Below are 17,664 nucleotides of genomic sequence, written 5' to 3' on the forward strand. Positions count from 1 at the left end.
TTAATCCCCCTCGTTAAATAAACATTTAGCCTTGAATTAATTGATGTTCAGTAATTTCGTTTTCTCTTATTTCATACACAAATACACGGCTCTTAATCGCATGATAATCTTCCTCTATCAACTGCTGCTTAAATTGATGTATATCGTTAGTTATTACAATAAGTCGATTATCACCATCAACTTCCTCACTGATAAAATCTACTAAACCAAGAACCTTCTGTACTCTTACGTTAATTCTACCCTGCTTTAATTCATGGGCTTCAATTAAAGTTAAATAGTCTTCTGGTATTACACGACCATTTTCTATTCCATTTGGTTCTAGCTTAAATTGCGCAATCCTTTTAATGGGTTTCAATTGAATAGATCGTTGACGGTCGATTTCGGTTAAACGTTCTTTACTCCTATCTTCCATTTCATCTAACTGTGAGTAAGTTTGATTAATTAAAGCACTGTTTTTACTCTCTACATTTTCTTCTTGGTACTTCTTCAACCGTTCTTGCAAGGTTTCCATTTGATCCTCAAATGACTTTCTCAAGAAAACACTTTTTCGATTAGCATAGTCTTCACGCTTGCGTTGTATTGACTTTAATAGTTTTCTAGCATGTTTAATCACGTGTCGCTTAATATCCTGTTCTTCTATGTTATACGTATTTGTCACATCCAACGATTCATTAAAAAGTATATAGGGTGAAATTTGTATAAACTCACCGTTTGCCCGTTTACCAATTAACATTAACTTTTGCTCCAGCTCACGGCCATTACCATCCACAATTGTTACTTGATTTAATTCTACTGTCACAGCTTCTGGAACCGATGCTTTCACTTCATAAAGTGGTAGTACAGCTTGTTGCAATTCTTTTGCTGTTAACTTCATTAATAAATTAAACAACGGATTATCATTTTCTAGAATTGGGATTGAATCCGATACTTTTGATGAAGATAAGGCAAAACGAATGGAATCATCAAAGTTGAACATCAATTTCTGATCTCGCGCAAAATCACGAATGCGCTTAGGAAAACGGTCTATACGGGCAGTTGTATTATCTGCTGAAATATTCAACCTCGTTCTTGTATTTTTTAATCCATCTACTACAAAGTGTCCATATAAACGATTAGGAATGCTGTTTATCGAAACTTCATCAAATGAACGCTTGGCCCCAGGTAAATCAAAATTATCATCTAATCGCTCACTCTGAGCCAGTTCTAATAGCCGTTTGTGTTCTTCCGATAATGTCTTTTCCATGTTTGCAATTATCTCGTCTAAATCCTCACGACCTGTAACTGCTTGTTCCATAACCGAAGATAAATCTGCTTGGCGATCCTCAAGTACTTCACCTATAAAATCATAAACAAGATCTTGCCCAAGGTCTTCACGCATTTGTTCCATCTTAGTAAGTAACCGTATTAATACGTCACCTTCACGTGTATTTGTGGCAACGAGGTTAAACACAAAGACTTCATTTTTCTGTCCAATACGGTGTATACGACCCATACGTTGTTCCAACCGATTAGGATTCCATGGAATATCATAGTTGACCATTTGATTACAGAATTGCAGGTTAATTGATTCCCCACCAGCATCCGTAGCAATCATGATTTGCACATCATTTCGAAACCTCTCGACTTCCTCTTGTCGTCTGTCCATAGAAAAGTCACCAACAATTTTGGCTATCTCTGGAACGTATGCTTTCAATTTCTTCTCAAGATAATTAAGTGTGTCTTTAGATTCAGTAAAAATTAAAATCTTCTCATCTTGTGCCAACAAGCCACTTGCACCAAAAAGTGTCTTCTCTAATTCAAGATACTTGCGCTCATTTTGGTTTTGCCTGATGATATTTGCCTTACGAATTAGTTGATCCAGCATTTCAATCTCTACTTGTAACTCATCTAAATTTAGTTCTTCATATTCACCTTCAGCATATTCTTCAAGCAATTCCTGTTCTTCAAGAGAACTATCTTCATAGTCTTCGTAATCCAATATCATCTGTTTTACCTTTTGTCCCGTTTCTAATGCTTTTTGTAGTCGTTCCTTCCTACGTACAAGTGATAAATATATAGCTTCAACAGAAGAACTTAGTCGACGTTGTAATATCATCATTGCAAAAGCAACATTTGGTTTATTATTCTGTTTAGCGCGATTAAAGTGGTGCCTTACATATTCAGTTACAGCTTCATACAAATCAGACTCCACAGGACTCAAGTCAAACCCTAATGTTGTCGTTGTTCGTTTCGGGAACAGAGGAGTTCCATCAAAGTTAACCATTTTTTCCTTTAGTCGACGGATAACATAAGGATTACTTTTCTCTAGAATTGAATCACTTCTATTAAGTTGCGAGAAGATATCGTGATCGATCAAACTCATCAAATGACGGAAATTTTCTTTATCCCCTTTGTGAGGCGTTGCTGTCAATAGAAGAGCATGCTCCGTATGTCTCAACAAATTTTCACCTAGTTGGAACATCTTTGTCCGCTTCACTTTGCGCTTCTTTTGCCCAACTGTATACGCGGCCATCTTATGAGCTTCATCAACTATGACTAAATCAAACTGAGAGTTAATAATCATGTTTTTTATATCTTCTCTAGATGCCCAGTACATCGAAGCAATAACTTGCTGGTGCATATCAAACGGATTCAGTTCACCTGAAGCATCCAAATAAGAACGAGTAATGATTAAGAAGTCTTCATTAAACTTTTCCTTTAATTCCGTTTGCCACTGTTTCAATACAAGAGGTGGTACCAAAATCAACGTCTTTCGAATCATGTTACGTGCCTTTAATTCACGAATTAACATACCCGACATAATCGTTTTACCTGCACCTGGATCATCAGCTAATAGATAACGCACTTGGGGCGCTTGTAGCATTTTGCTATAGACCGCTTCGATTTGGTGTGGTAAAGGAATCATGTTCTTATTTCCACGGGCACGTGACTGTGAGTATTCCTTCTCTGTTCGCAACACATGATATTGTAAGTAATGTTGAAATCTATCTCTCAATTGATCTGAAGCATCTTCATCAGAATAACGTTCAACTTCTTGTAATTGATGTTTTTCAAGATAATTTTCAAAAAATTTATTAGACTCCCGACCAACAGCTTCCACTAAATATAAATCATCATCTATGCTTTCAACATGTTTAATTTGAACGGCTTCTGGCCAAAAAGAGGCTCCGACAATTTCACCTTTTTTAAGCAAAAATAACACCCCCATTTCCTTTTCGACTTAATATAATGCTTCATATAATCGTAAGGTAAATTCCTCTTCCAAATAGGCTTCTTTACCTTTCTTGGTCACAGTCTCAACTCTTAAAATGCATGTTTCACCTATCTTGTAATGCTTTTCCACTAAATTAAAGGTGACTTGTCTATTACGATCACGATTTTCACCTTTTAGATCAAATACGAGTTCTACTTCATTAGAAATTCGCTCATCACCTTGATAAAAAGCTATATTCACTTTTCTTGATGTATAGTCTGTAATACTTTGTTCTTGATAGAAAGAAACCGGAATACGATAATTTGTAATGACTTTATTAATCATTGCTACTGCAATATCAACTTGTTTCCCTACTTCGATACGACGATAATCTATTAATGGGACAATCGCTTCCTGTGGTAAAGCTCCTCCATGAATAAATTGAAGACCTCCACCTGTTTTAAATCGATTGATACTTTTCGCCAAAACAACCTCAACATTATGTAATGGTGATTGCCCTTCAGATAATTTAATCGCCCCCTCTGGAGCAGATAAATTGTGTCCGATAGCAAAACGACGATTATGGTCGATTATTTCCCCTTCAACTGCTGGAATTTTCCCGTGGTTTTCTATTTGTTTGAATTGGAATAAGAATCCATGATCTGCTGTGATGAAAATGCGTTTCGCTTGAAGACGTGATAATCGATCAACCGCATACTGTAAATCTATAATCGCCTGATCTACGGCTCTGTATGTTTCACGTTCTGATTTAGCTGAATCTCCAAGAGCATCAATATGATCATGAAATAAGTAAACAAGGCGCTTTCCTTTCAATAGTTGATCAGCTTCGCTTGCCTTCATATCGAGAAGTTCCTTTAATTTTAAAACTTCAGTTTGTGACTCCGCTGACTGTATAATACGACGTCGATTATCTATACCTTTCGTTGATTGCCCATCAGCCAAGATACCTTTCTTTTCGTCTACTGATAGTTCACGATGTGGTAACAATGATGCCATTCCTAATTGCGTGTAAGTTGGGTAACTTGCTGCCATCGGATTAATATTTGTTTTTCCATTTTCTCGTTCTTTTAATAGTTCATGAAGTTCATAAGCTGCTTCATATCGTAAAGCATCTGAAATAATAACGAACACCCTTGTTTGTTCCTTCTCTAAAATAGGGCGAACCTTCTGAGCAAAGAAACTTCGTTGTGGCATTAATTTAGATATATAACCATCTTCCAGCCTGAAATTCATCTCCTCTGAAATCCGACGCAAATATTCGTTTTCGTACCAATTTGTCAAATGGCTTGCAATCTCTTCTAGTATTTCTTTTGCATCAAGGCGTGTAAAATGATGCATAAAATGACGGTAGGCATGATCAATTTCATATAAGGATTTTACATAGTTTTCATATAGATCTTCTGCTTGATACAAACGATTTACAACTGGTTTTAACTTTTCAAGTCGAATTGCTTCAAATAGTGTTTCATACAGAGCTTTTAGTCTACCTTTTGATCCCCAATAGGTTTGTAAACGTTGCTCAATTAAAGATAGACGTTCATCCACATGAATTGTTTGATGAACCAATTCATCGATGCACTTTTCAATGATAAGTGCATCAACAACTGGGAAAGTATCAACTAGCTGGTAGTTTTCTATATCGTGCTTAATTAACACATCTCTTACTTGATACACTTTTTCCCATTCTTTAATATGTTCTTCAAGAGCTATTTCATCATGTTGTAACCACTCTTCTACGAATAATGCGCAAATGTTAGGTGATGACGATGCCCATTGAGCCTCCCAATCCTCAACAGTAAAACCAGCATTCTGCTGAAAGTGTTGATAGATCAGAACATTTATAAGCTGTACTAATGGTTTATTATCTTCTTCTAGTGTCACGCCAAAATAGCGACCAATGATTTCAAGTGCACGTTCTAAGGAAAAATTACGCTTTAGTTGTTTCGATAACTCATTTTCTTCCTTGTGTAAGTCATTCAAAAGAAGTTGACGTGCAATTACTCTTATATCAGGTACAGAGGCTTTTACTATGACAGCCATCATACTAAGTTCAAAATGATAGTCGTCAGCATGCTTAGGCAATATTTTACTTAATTTTCTTTTTCTCTCTTTACTACCGAAGAACAAAGGATATTGTTCCATCATTGGACGTAACACATGATCAGATACTTGTAATTCTTCTGACAACATTGCAGTTTCGTCAGCTTTGAATTCAGTGCTATACGACAATATATCAAATAGCATATTATCTTTATCATTAGGCTTCGCTTCATCGGAATAAATTAAAAATGACTCTGTTGTCTGTTGAAGTTCAATTTCGACCTTTAACTGAAAGGAATTATTATTAGTTAATTGTCTTACCTCAATGTCTTCTAACTGTTCTTTTAGTTCCTCAACACTGACTTGTGATTGAGGATCGTACCAGAAAACAACTGATTGTTCTTTTATTTTCCTCTCTTGTTGTATTTTCTCTTTTAGCTTTTCAATGACATTCACGGATTTCACCTCTTTATGTAAAGAGAAAGAGGAGAATACCCCCTCTTTCAGTTATTTAATCTTTGCTAGAACTTCATTAAGCTTGGCGTAGTTTACCTTAACACCGTCATCTAAATCAATATCAATTTGCTCATTAGCATAAGTAGCTAATTTCTTATCAAATTCTTGTAGTTCCTCAATCTTTTTCTGATAGGCTGTTTTTGATTTTTCAAGATTGCGTTTGTCGGCTGGTGATAAACTAGGATTAGCTAAACGTGTATCAATCATGTCAATTTCACTTTGATATTTTGATTGAATCTCCTGTAAATGTTCAAAACGAATCGTTGCCATCGTATCTGGTTGATGACGATGCATGTAAATAAGCGTTCTCAAGCCCTTTTGTTTACCTGAATCGACTAACCAATAAATTGGTCGCTTTTGATAAACTCTACAATGATCATTAAAGAATTCATCTAAGAAGTATCGACGCAAACGCTCTTCAGGGGTCTCATTGTTCTTCATTGCTAAAGATTCAGCTAACCACAGCATGTTTTCATTTACCGTATCTGGATTAAATGCAATCGATAAAAATTCCCGAAGACGTGCAATGATATCATTATCAAAATAATAGTCCTCAGTGAAATGAATTAATCCATCTTTAATTGGTTTAAATGTTGAATAATTACGCATATCATAATTACCACCAGCAAAGACGATCCCTTCAACATCTAATGAGTAACGTCCCATCATGCAACCAATAAAGTAAGATAAAAATGATTTAGAGGCTGTATTTCGCTCAACTCTCAAAATGGTAACCTCATCATCCTCAATTTCGGGGGTTAATTCACCTTGCATTTCATATAAACCTATTAAGAAACTGTTAATTTTCTCTTCATTATCTTTTAGTTTTGTATGAAGATCCTTTTCCTCTTTTTCCCACTTAATAAATGCACCTGATAAAAGCCCTTGTTGTTTTTCAATAAATTTAAATAAGGGATGTAATTTAAAATCTCTTGAAGTTTCGTAAGAGTCCCAATTGTCCTTTGTGTAGGTTATGTTTTCTTTTACAATTTCCGCTGTTGTATTTTCAACTTTATATGGCAAATTTAAAATGTCTCCAACGGTAGTGTTTAATGTGGGATTAACCATTTTCATCAACATTTGTCCTATTTTACTGTTTAAGAAAGCAATTACTGGGTATATCTCAAAGTCGGAATCCTTACTCATAATCGTTGGAGATCCAGAACTATATTGTGCTTCTTTATTCTTTAAATTGAATCCATTCTTTGCTGAAGTAATCATGTTCCATGTGATACCTTCCCTATTCCAATATTTCGGATTATTTAATCCCCCTTTTGATTCATAATACTTCCTTGCCTCTTCTGACCAATCAACACTATAAATATCTATACCATAATACTTTTTAAATCCACCTGCATTAGAGAATGGAACCCACTTTTTTTGTATATTAGATACTTCCCAGAAAAAACGCACATACTTATCATTATTATGTGTTTTAACTCTTCCTGCCGACTCAAAATGTTCTTTAAGTTTCGGAAGTGTTTTGAAGTGTTCTATAACCTTCTCATTTGCCCAATAAGCTAACGGTGCTCCGGGAATTTCTATTAATGAAGAAGGGGATATGTTGAACCTATATTCAACGTTATCTGAACGAGTAGCTTCTTTTAGTTTTTTGGGTTGATTTTCCGCTCCTTTAAAGTTAGATAGCCTTATATATTCTCCGCTTGTATTATATTGGTGATTCTGTATAACAAATGTACATATAGGAACTGTAGCATCCTCAAAAGCAGAATATTCAAGTTGAACCAAACTTGATAAATTAGATTGATTTAATAAAAAACCTCTTAGTTTTTTATGGCTAGATATAAACATCCATGTATACGGGGTCATCAGTGCTGAGTACCCGTTTTCCTTTGTCATCTGTGAAGTCTTATATATAAATGCAGAATATAAATCAGATTTGTAATCTGTATAGTTAGTGTTCATAAATTTTTTAAGGACAGGATTAAATTTATTATGATATGGTGGATTAGTTACAATCACATCATACCTTTGAGATAACAACAATGCTTGTGTTAGTGCTGGTAACAGTTTGTGCTTTAGCTCATTAAAATAAGATTCATCTAACAAATCACTTATTCGGTTTTCTAAGTTATATATCCTGTTTATCCATTCTTTATACGGAACCTCAATTGGATTTATTAATGAACCAAACTGTTTTCCATTCTCAAATTGACTTAATAGTTCGTTGATTAATGACTTTTCTGTTTCACTTTCTGCAAAATAATCGATTGCTTCTGCAGATAATGATTGGTCTCCATCCAAAATTTCATATACATTCAACTTCGGACTTTCACCCTTACGACTTAATCTTGAGATAAAACGAGGTTGTTTTTCAGCTGCCTTCATCAACAATGCAAAGTTCGCAATTTGTTGGGCTCGTTTATCAATATCTAATCCATACAAGTTATTTTCTAATATTAATTTCGGAATGTCTCTTGATGGATATCCTGCTTCTTCATACATATCGTATAAAATTTCAAAAGCGTACAAAAGGATATGACCAGACCCGCATGCTGGATCCATAATTTTTATGTCTTCTAATGATTCAAATCCTGGATACAAGTGGTGGTTTTCCTCATGTTTTAAATAGTATTCCCAATGCTGAGCTAATTGATTGTCTTCATACTTTTCGTCATATAGTTTTCCCAATGAGTTTTGTACCATATACTGTACAATCCATTTAGGTGTAAACAATTGAGTTACAACAGGTAAGTCTTCCTTTTTAACAGCATTGTTTTTAAGTCCTCCAACCCGTTCTTTCTTCTCAGACATGTAGTATTGATAAAGCCAACCCAATACTTCTACATTGTCTGAACGAGAACCATCTTCTTCAAGCTGATAAAAGTTTTCATCAGTTAAATCATTAACAATTTTGCGTACAATAGATTCCTGATCTAATAAATAATCAGGTAATAATAATTCTGTGTAACTATCAATTCTTTCAAATAAGAAAGGTAATAATTTATTCAAACTGTTGCATTGAGCTACAAATAAATTACGGTAAGCTTGTTCATTTTCACCTTTTTGTAACAATTCATTTATTTGTTCATGATCTACATCCAGATTCATTGTTTCAAATTGAAGTAAAATATCCGGTTCGTTTTTACCAGTATTGCTCGATAATACATTAACTCTATCGGGTAAATAATTATTCACTTCCATATAACGAATCGCAATAATTCGGTTGAACCATGTATATGCTACTTCTTCTATTAGCTGATCATAACCGACAGCATTTAAGCGTTGTTGTAACGTATAGAAGGACTGCTTCAGTTCCGTAGAAAAAGACTTGCCGTTCACAAATAGTTGCCCATAGTTTTCCTCAATCTTAAATTCTACATTATCCTTGGTAATACCGTATTGTTCTGCTTTTAAAGAAACCTTTTCAAGCAAGTCACGTCTAGCTTCTACCGCAAATTTCTTCAATTCTGCTTTATTCATTGTTTCACTCCTATATGTATAGGTGCAGATGCTCATCTGCACCATAATCTATTACTTCACGAAATAATGTGTTTGCAACTCTTTGATTAGGCTTTGTTTTAACGACTCAATAGCACGTTCTAAATCTTCTTCAGATTCAATTGTATCTACTTGACTAAAGAAAGAGGTATATAATTCTTGCTCACTAATTTTCCTCGGTTGTCTCTTAACAGTTTCTGAATCATCTATTAAATCCTTAAGCATTTGGCGAGCCTTTATTGTTGTTGCATCCACAAGCTCATTAAGCTGTTGCTGATTGATTCGAGCACTTGATATACGTTCACCCTTTTTTATTTTCTCATGTAGCTGAGTTGCTTGATTTTTTTGTGATTGAATATATTCTACAATGCTTTCATATTGGTTATATTGATTGGCTAAGTTATCAAGTTGATTCAAAGATTTTTCGGATTGAACCATTACAGCTTGTTTTTGTTTAGTAGTTTCTTCTTGAGTGATCTTCTTTAAAACATCTGTCAACTTCGGCAATTGGCTGATTTCTTTTGTTGGCTCTTCTTGTAACAATATCCGTTTCATACGTTGTGCTGTTTCTTCTAACTCTTCATTATGAATAATTTCTATATCTTGCTTATGGTCTTTTAGAGCCTGTACCGCTTCATCAAATTTTACAATTGGATTTCCTTCATAGAATCCTTGCAAAGTCTCTAAAATGTCATACCACTCTTCTATATCATCTTCATATTGAATAAACGTACGGCAGAACTGTTCAGAATCACGGATTGCAAGTAGTTTTTGAGTATCATTCACAATCGTTCGTATATCACTTTCACTTGGGTATGGATACTCACTTGTTGGGTCTTGTTGGCGTCTTCTTCCTCGAATCTTCTCTATCGGTTGTACAAATTCTTCTTCTATCTTTTCTCGAATTAATTCTTCATAGGCGTCATATGTGTCATACGTTTGTGTATTCGAAAAGAAATCACGGACTAATGCAATAAGATCTTGTTTAACCTGGTGATCCATCTCTACTATTGGTAATACAACAATACGATCACGTTCCGAAATCTTCTCTAAACGGTCATAGAATTGATTGGACTTAGGGTTAAAAGCTTCACCTGCATAAGTAAAACGAACTTTTCCAGCATTCATTAATCCCATGAAAATACCAATCGTATCTTGTTCCTCCCATCCATAAGGGACAGTCTTATACTTTTGTACGACTTGTTTTAAGGTACGCTGATCATGGGAACGCTCAAGTTCCTCAATAAAATGCTTCACTTCATCAATTGCATTTTTATTTAGGTCACTAAATAAGCTTTGTTGTCCTAGATTCTCTGCCACTTGCATCCATTCATTCTTACTATTTTTAAATGAAATAGGTTCTTCTATATAATGGAATTTTGTATAAGTGTTGCGAATTAGCATGTCCATCGCTTGATCAACTTTACTTTCGAAAGCCCCGTTAAAATCACGGCGTTGACCTTGGATATAAAATTCAGCATTCTCACAGGCTTTCTTTAACAATACTGCTGCTTTATCCTCATATTCATCAACTTCAGTAACTTTTGTTTCGAAAATTCTTTTTTGTTGTGGACTTGTTGTGCTTGATTGCTTACGACGCACATAACTAGTCACTTGTTGAATATAAGCTAAAGCACTTTCCGCTTCAGCAACAAGGTCTTTGTCTAGAAGAATAATTAAATGTCCAGAGTTAGCTTGTAAAGCTGCCTCAGAATCTGTCATACCTTCCGAAAAAACTTGCATGGTTAATTCATGATTCATTTGACCTTTTACGTAATTATCAAATCGCTTATTATAATCAAAATGTTTGGTTTGTTCCTTATACGTATATTCATACTTAGGATAACGATACATCACGTTAAAAAAGAGGTTACCTAATCGTTCTTTAACAGCTGATGAATTGTAATCTTCTACGCGAATTTCGCGATTAATTTCTTGTTCTTCATCTGATAAGAATGAATACGACCCATCCGCATGTTGTTCGATGAACATTGCCATTTGAAGGCGGTTCAATGACTCCTTAATACGATATTCTAAAGGTTGACGTTCATCATAAACTGTCTCCACCATAAGTGTCGCAATATTAGTAGGAGTGGATTTTATATCATCTATCCCTTTGATTAGATAAAGTACTTGTAATACCTTTACATCATATTCTTCTAAACCTTCATTATTTCTAGCTCTATCCTGTGCTCTTGATATGGTACTTGTGATCGGTGACTCCAAATAATCACGAATAGATGGATAAAATTCCGCCAACGTCACCATATTATCGACATTTTCCTCAGCATTTAATTGTGCTGCTTCCTGAAAGGCTTTAAGTAATGAACGTTCACCACGTGAAGTATGCTGTCCACCTTCGCCTAAATTACGGATCTTAGTAAAGATTTTTTGTAATAAATCAATTTGATATGGAACGAACGGATAAAATGCTACAAATTCATCTATCGAACGATAACCTGAACGTAATTGAGTATTCTGCTTATCAAATGCTAAACGATTATGAATCAATTTCCCTTCTTGATCATGAATTGTTTTTAATGTATCTGCACCAACATCTTCTTTTTCTAATAGACGTTTTTTGATAACTTCATCCGTATTCGCACTAGTTAAGTTAATCTTAGTTTCAAATCTGCCCTGGATTTTTGAAAAATCTTTCGTAGTGTCAAGGTCTGAAACCGTTGCCTCTAGTTTTTCTTGTGATGTTACGATCACCCATGCCTGCCCATGGCATAAATCGCCCAAACGTTCAGTTATTGTTTGTAGATTTAACATCAAGTTTGTATTGTTACCAACATATTGACCAACCTCGTCAGCCAGGAAAACAATTCGATAATCCGGCCCTTGCTTTTTACAATGGTCGGCCACCAATTGAGCTACTGAATCCGCATCAATGGAAAACCACTCACGACTCATAATAAAGAAACTTTCTGCCGTATCAGTGTCATAGCCAACTGTCTCTAATGCTTGAATGACCTTCTTTTTTCTAAGCTTAATTTTCAAACGGAATTGTTCCCATGTCTTGCCGTTTTGATCAAGAATGGCTTGTTTAAAAGCATCATAAGTTCCATCGCTATCTAATTGGCGCTCCATATCAGCAACCCACAATGTATCCGAATAACCTAAATGATTATTAAATACTCTTAAAAAGACTTCAATAATCCGTTCCTTTTCTGCATCCTTAGATGAAGACGTGGAACGTGAATCAATGTTGAACAATAATACATCTGTTCTCTTTTCAGACAATTGTTGCATCATATTGAGTAGCTCTTGATTATCCGTTTTATCTTGGAAGTAATCGGCAGGTGTTTTGCCCGCAATCGTTTGATTATGTAACAAATAGGATAGTATCTTTAAGAAGTGGGATTTACCGGATCCAAAGAAACCAGATATCCATACCCCTACCTTAGTAGATGGTTGATTATAAACAGCTAAATAATTCCGATAAAACCGTTCTAAATAATGTTCACTTTCTTCTGTTAAGACATATTCATCTAATTCAGTTTTAACTACGTCTTCTTCAATTTGTTCAGCTTGAACAACATTATTAATTGGACGGAATATATCTTTTAGAAATAAATCTTTTATTTGCATATCGATACCCCCTAAGAAATACGTGACAATTGATAGTCATCCTCATAGTCAAGAATGCCAAACAATTTTAGTCGCAATCCTGTAAATTCACCTGGATAAAATAAGACTATTGGTTTCTTATAACCTTTGCTAGAAATAGCCTTTAGTAATTGACTAGATCTTAAAAACGGATGCGCAGAACCAACACCTGTTATAAAAATGATATCTGCCTCTTCAGTAATATCTTTAAACTGTTGAATCATTGTGTTGCTCTCATTTAATATCGGTTCAAATACATCAATCAAACCTTGTAATCCTTCCTCTTCCTCCAATTCAAATAATTCTTCTAACTCATCTTCGTCAAAAAATGAAAGGAGAAACTCAAATAAATTAACTTCTTTGATATTCATTTTTGTTCGCTTCAACATGTTCTTTATGTACACACGAACTTGCAATTCATCTTTTGGCGGATAGTCTAATACAAAATGAGGAATATCACTTCCAATCCCTTTTGGGTTCGTGAAACCATCTTGTATAATCCGCTTTTCCATTTGTTCTAATCGTTCATACGTCGATTTCATCCTTCATTCACCTTTTCTAAAACCGTAAAGGAATATAGTAGTGGGATATTCCTCTCAGCATAAGTTTTTAAAGTTTGACTAATATGTATTGGATTAACTTGGTACTTCGTCTGGTCAATCTTTTCAATCATCTTTGATTCTCTATAAAACAACATCAATGTGCTAATGAGACGTTTTATTGTTTCAGGTCTCCAATGACTGACTTTATCGCTGATATTCGCTTTTCCTTCAAAGAAATAATGAAAGTCATTTCTATATAATGGTTCTTGCTGTTCATATTTATAAACAATAATTTCCAAGTAAAACTCTAACGGTATTCGATATGCCTGTAAAAATGAGTATAGAGTTAATGCCTTTCGATCATAATCAATCGCTTGTAAGAAATGCTTCTGCATCTCATTGTTTAATGCCGTCGCACGATTATATACCATGTTAAATCGATTTTTGATACTAACTGGACTTCTTAACTGAAAGAGGTTACTTTCAATAATTTCCTCTAAGATTTGATTTTTATTTTTATCTTTTTGCAATAACTCGATAACAATAGCAATATCATTTTCAGACCATTTTTCCTTCGTAAACCCTGCTGAATATTCCATTATAACTACCTCCATCTAATGACTTACATTACTTTGATGGATAACTTGGTCAACCACTTCCAACCTACGTTTACCACATTGTTGTCGAAGGATTGTTGTGTAGATGCCTTCCTTCATAAATTTATTTGTATTGACGGCATACAATTTTTGGATAAGCTCTATCATCTTAGATTCATCTATTTCATCTTCCCAATATGTATCTATTACAAGGTTTATAGTTGCTGCTAAATCCCTTTGTGTCTTCTGAAATACCTTTATTTCCATAAAACCACCTCGGTGTTCTTACTTTTTTTATACTTTATCTTTATTTTATAGGTAGTTCTTTAGTAATACAACATTGAAGGTAAAAATTCTATATATTTTCCCAGAGCACCTGCATTCATATACGAAAGGGGGTACCCGTCCGTTTCATGCCCCACCCCCTTTTATTTAGACCGTTGTTTATCCATTTAGGATAGATAATGTTTTTTTGCGTTACAGAGACGACATGCGCTGTGAGAGGAGCACACTATGAAAGGAGAAATGAAGATGAACAACTCATTGGTCAAGATTCTTATTGAGGCTAAGAAACTAAACAAATGGATACCTGCCAAGTTTCTATTGAAATATGGCATTCAAATGGTTAACCTATCAAAGCTTGAGGATGATGGACTTATTCTGACTATGAAAAGTAAGTCAGATGGATTGCTATTGAAGTTAACACTCAAGGGTTATCACCACTTCAACAAATAATTAAGATTATCCAAAAACATTTAGGAGGAATTTTATTATGCGGAAGAACTTATGGATGGATCATGAATTGATTAATGGGAAAGGAGTTTCTATTACAGAGATTAAAACAATCTATCAATCGTTACTAGATCAGGATGTAAGAATTGCTAGCGAGATAGTAGATTCCATTGAATGCAATGACTACGTAAGGCTATCCCATTTACTAGCTAGTAGAAGTAAGATTCAATCAGCTATAAAGGAAGTTGAGTCATTACATGAAGATGTTTTGAAAGTTTCTACTAAAAAACGAATTTCACATGTAATTAGCAATGCTGCTGAATCTATGGGATCAAAAGGCGAAGATGTGTTGTTAAACGTTATTAACAGCCTAGAAAAGTTGAATCAAACAACACATGGTTTGGTAACTAAATCGCTAGATATTTCATCTAAAGCAATCAGTAAAGGTAATCAACTAAATCATAAAGCAGGAAAGTTTCTTGTTAAGAAGACTTCACAGGGGTTATCTATGCTTGCAGATGCAATTAATAAAAAGTCTTAATCTATTGAAAGGAGGTGAGAAACATATGAAAACTAACAAACATCTATTAAAGAACAATATCGTACCATTCTTCGGTAATGGTGAGGTTGTTTCACTACCTAATATCGTTATATCGACTATCGAATCAAAACGACGTGTAGAGGAACTACAAACGTTTGTTGAAGAGGTGATGGTGAAAGGTGTTGATTACGGTTTAGTAGATGGATTTTCAAAGCCTACATTACTTAAACCAGGTGCAGAAAAGCTATGCGATGTATTTGGGTTCTCGAAAACAGCAGATGTCGTAAATCGTATCGAACAATGGGAAGCAGGAATATTTGCTTATGAAGTGAAGATGACACTTATACGCAAAGACAATGGACTTGTTGAAGCTGAAGGCTTAGGTTCATGCAACAGCAAGGAATCTTCTTTTAAGCAACAAGATCCTTACACAATCGTCAATACCGTATTAAAGATGGCAAAAAAGAGAGCGTTGATTGATGCAGTTCTATCTGCAACACGTTCAAGTGGTATCTTCACACAAGACATTGAAGATTTTCCACAAGCAAAAACAGAAGCTAATAAAGGAGGTGGTGAACAAGCAACAAAAGCCCAACTACAAAAGATCTTCTGTATCGTTAATGAAATGGACATGCCGACAGATGTTGCAAAGGAATTGATGAAGATGACTTTTGGAGTTGAGCGTAGTACAAAGCTAACCAAAAAACAGGCATCAGACTTTATTCAAGATTTACTGATGCTGAAGGAGGTGAGAACGATGGATGAACAAAACCATATTGATTGAAAGCACATGGATTGCAGATGCGGTCGATGTGCTTTTTTATTGCACAAAAATAGATGAGCTCATCCTGCCAATGAACTCATCTACACTAAATATTATTCAACAACAGTATATCGTAACAGAAGTTTTCACTCAATCAGGAGGGGCGTAAATCGTCTCTCCTTTTTTATTTCTATCAAACAATAATGGAGGAATTTATAATGAACAATTCAATCGATAAAATCACTTTTAGAAATCTATTAGCAACAACAACTCGTGAAAAGGAAGATAGTTATGTAGTGAATGAACTATTCACCCGCTACCCATCTATTCAGGAATTATTAGCTGTAACCGAGGATGAGTTGCTGCAAATCAAAGGTATTGGAAAAGTAAAAGCTAAGCAGATCATTGCTGCTTTACAACTTGCACGTATGAATCCTTGCCCAGTTGAACAACGATTTACGATTCGTTCGCCACAAGATGCTTATGATTACCTTAAGGATATGCAATATTTAAATCAAGAGCATTTTGTAGTTCTTGGCTTAAATACTAAAAATCAAATAGTATTTCGTGAAACAGTATTTGTCGGTTCACTAAATGCTAGTATAGTACATCCAAGGGAGGTCTTTAATCATTTAGTCCGTCGCAGCTGTGCTAGTGCAATTGTCGGGCATAACCACCCTAGTGGAGACGTTTCACCAAGTATGGAAGACATTAATGTAACAAAACGTCTAGGCGAGGCTGGAAAGATGATGGGTATTGAAATATTGGATCATATCATCATTGGTCACGAAAAATATACTAGTTTGAAAGAAAAAGGATATCTATAAAAAATAATTTCTAGAAAGTCAGTGAAAGTGCTAAAAGCAGCACCAACACTGACTTTCTCTTAAAATATCAAGTTATGGGCTAAAGTTAGTGAAAGTCACCATTTTTTTGAAAGGTACCGCTATGGAAATGACCTTAAACCTTGGTATATATGGGTTTCCTAAGAGCCCCTTATAATTTTTATAATCTGTTAAAGACTAAAAATGCCCAATTACTATGTATTAATCCGCTACACACCAAAATTGTAACATTGAAATTTGAGAAACTTGATAAATTTATAAATACCCTATCTACGGATATGAAAACTATCCTTATAAATCATTTATGATAAGGTTCATTTTTCTGTATTTTAAATGCACGATATACCTGCTCCATTAAGATAAGCTTCATTAGTTGATGTGGAAATGTCATTTTTGAGAAGGATAATTTTTGATCTGCACGATTTAGCACATCATCACTTAAACCATTTGAGCCACCAATTACAAACGAAATCTGACTTCTACCATGGATGCTCAACTTCTCCATTTCACTAGCCAATTGTTCTGATGACCAGTTATCTCCTTGTATATCAAGAGCAATAACATATTGATTTAGTTTTATCTTGTTTAAGAGCCGTTCCCCTTCTTTTTGTTTTACTTGATATAGTTCCTTATTACTTAATTGCTCAGGGGCTTGTTCATCACTCACTTCGTCCATTGTTAATTTACAATATGGACGTAATCTTTTTTCAAACTCAGCAATACCTAATTTTAAATACTTTTCTTTCACTTTCCCTACGCTAACAATTTGTATCTGCATCTATGATCTCTCCCGATATAATA

Annotated in this window: 13 protein-coding genes; 5 read left to right on the forward strand and 8 right to left on the reverse strand. The window is 34.7% G+C overall.

What is annotated here, in order from left to right:
- Nucleotides 1-25: 25 nt before the first annotated feature.
- From MKY30_RS05575 to MKY30_RS05605, 7 genes are read right to left on the reverse strand one after another with little or no spacing between them, the layout of a single operon-like run.
- Nucleotides 26-3,193, reverse strand: a complete 3,168-nt coding sequence (locus MKY30_RS05575) for a DEAD/DEAH box helicase (protein WP_445667712.1) — start codon at nucleotides 3,191-3,193, stop codon at nucleotides 26-28.
- Nucleotides 3,194-3,220: 27 nt separating this feature from the next.
- Nucleotides 3,221-5,710 (reverse strand): BREX-1 system phosphatase PglZ type A, encoded by a 2,490-nt coding sequence (gene pglZ / locus MKY30_RS05580; RefSeq protein ID WP_341083035.1) that lies wholly within the window; start codon nucleotides 5,708-5,710, stop codon nucleotides 3,221-3,223.
- 51 nt (nucleotides 5,711-5,761) lie between these two features.
- Nucleotides 5,762-9,214 (reverse strand): BREX-1 system adenine-specific DNA-methyltransferase PglX, encoded by a 3,453-nt coding sequence (gene pglX, locus MKY30_RS05585; protein ID WP_341083037.1) that lies wholly within the window; start codon nucleotides 9,212-9,214, stop codon nucleotides 5,762-5,764.
- Nucleotides 9,215-9,265: 51 nt separating this feature from the next.
- A complete protein-coding gene (gene brxC, locus MKY30_RS05590) occupies nucleotides 9,266-12,826 on the reverse strand; it encodes a BREX system P-loop protein BrxC (RefSeq protein ID WP_341083039.1) in 3,561 nt (1,186 codons plus the stop codon).
- Between the two features lie 11 nt (nucleotides 12,827-12,837).
- Nucleotides 12,838-13,386, reverse strand: a complete 549-nt coding sequence (locus MKY30_RS05595) for a BREX protein BrxB domain-containing protein (RefSeq protein ID WP_341083041.1) — start codon at nucleotides 13,384-13,386, stop codon at nucleotides 12,838-12,840.
- The gene (locus MKY30_RS05600) at nucleotides 13,383-13,985 is read right to left on the reverse strand and encodes a DUF1819 family protein (protein ID WP_341083043.1); all 603 of its coding nucleotides are present in this window, start codon (nucleotides 13,983-13,985) and stop codon (nucleotides 13,383-13,385) included. Before MKY30_RS05600 ends, MKY30_RS05595 begins: the two co-directional genes overlap by 4 nt.
- A 15-nt stretch (nucleotides 13,986-14,000) precedes the next feature.
- On the reverse strand, nucleotides 14,001-14,249 hold the full coding sequence (locus MKY30_RS05605; protein WP_341083045.1) for a TIGR04540 family protein: 249 nt from the start codon (nucleotides 14,247-14,249) through the stop codon (nucleotides 14,001-14,003).
- A 246-nt stretch (nucleotides 14,250-14,495) separates the two neighbouring features.
- Between MKY30_RS05605 and MKY30_RS05610 the strand changes: the two genes are divergently transcribed.
- Genes MKY30_RS05610 through radC form a run of 5 tightly spaced genes read left to right on the forward strand, consistent with a single transcriptional unit; the run spans nucleotide 14,496 to nucleotide 16,845 of the window.
- Nucleotides 14,496-14,717 carry a hypothetical protein gene (locus MKY30_RS05610; RefSeq protein ID WP_341083047.1) on the forward strand — a complete coding sequence of 74 codons (222 nt, stop codon included), beginning with the start codon at nucleotides 14,496-14,498 and terminating at the stop codon, nucleotides 14,715-14,717.
- A 37-nt stretch (nucleotides 14,718-14,754) separates the two neighbouring features.
- Nucleotides 14,755-15,255, forward strand: coding sequence for a hypothetical protein (locus MKY30_RS05615; RefSeq protein ID WP_341083048.1), 501 nt, complete (start codon nucleotides 14,755-14,757; stop codon nucleotides 15,253-15,255).
- A gap of 25 nt (nucleotides 15,256-15,280) precedes the next feature.
- Nucleotides 15,281-16,039 (forward strand): hypothetical protein, encoded by a 759-nt coding sequence (locus MKY30_RS05620; protein WP_341083052.1) that lies wholly within the window; start codon nucleotides 15,281-15,283, stop codon nucleotides 16,037-16,039.
- A complete protein-coding gene (locus tag MKY30_RS05625) occupies nucleotides 16,017-16,187 on the forward strand; it encodes a hypothetical protein (RefSeq protein WP_341083054.1) in 171 nt (56 codons plus the stop codon). Before MKY30_RS05620 ends, MKY30_RS05625 begins: the two co-directional genes overlap by 23 nt.
- Before the next feature lie 49 nt (nucleotides 16,188-16,236).
- Entirely contained in the window at nucleotides 16,237-16,845 is a 609-nt protein-coding gene (gene radC / locus MKY30_RS05630) for a RadC family protein (protein WP_341083055.1), read from the forward strand.
- A 316-nt stretch (nucleotides 16,846-17,161) separates the two neighbouring features.
- Here the strand turns inward: radC and rlmH are convergent, their stop codons facing one another.
- Entirely contained in the window at nucleotides 17,162-17,641 is a 480-nt protein-coding gene (gene rlmH / locus MKY30_RS05635; protein WP_341083056.1) for a 23S rRNA (pseudouridine(1915)-N(3))-methyltransferase RlmH, read from the reverse strand.
- Nucleotides 17,642-17,664 lie beyond the last annotated feature (23 nt).

It is taken from the genome of Oceanobacillus sp. FSL W8-0428, from assembly GCF_038004405.1.
GTDB lineage: Bacteria > Bacillota > Bacilli > Bacillales > Amphibacillaceae > Oceanobacillus > Oceanobacillus sojae.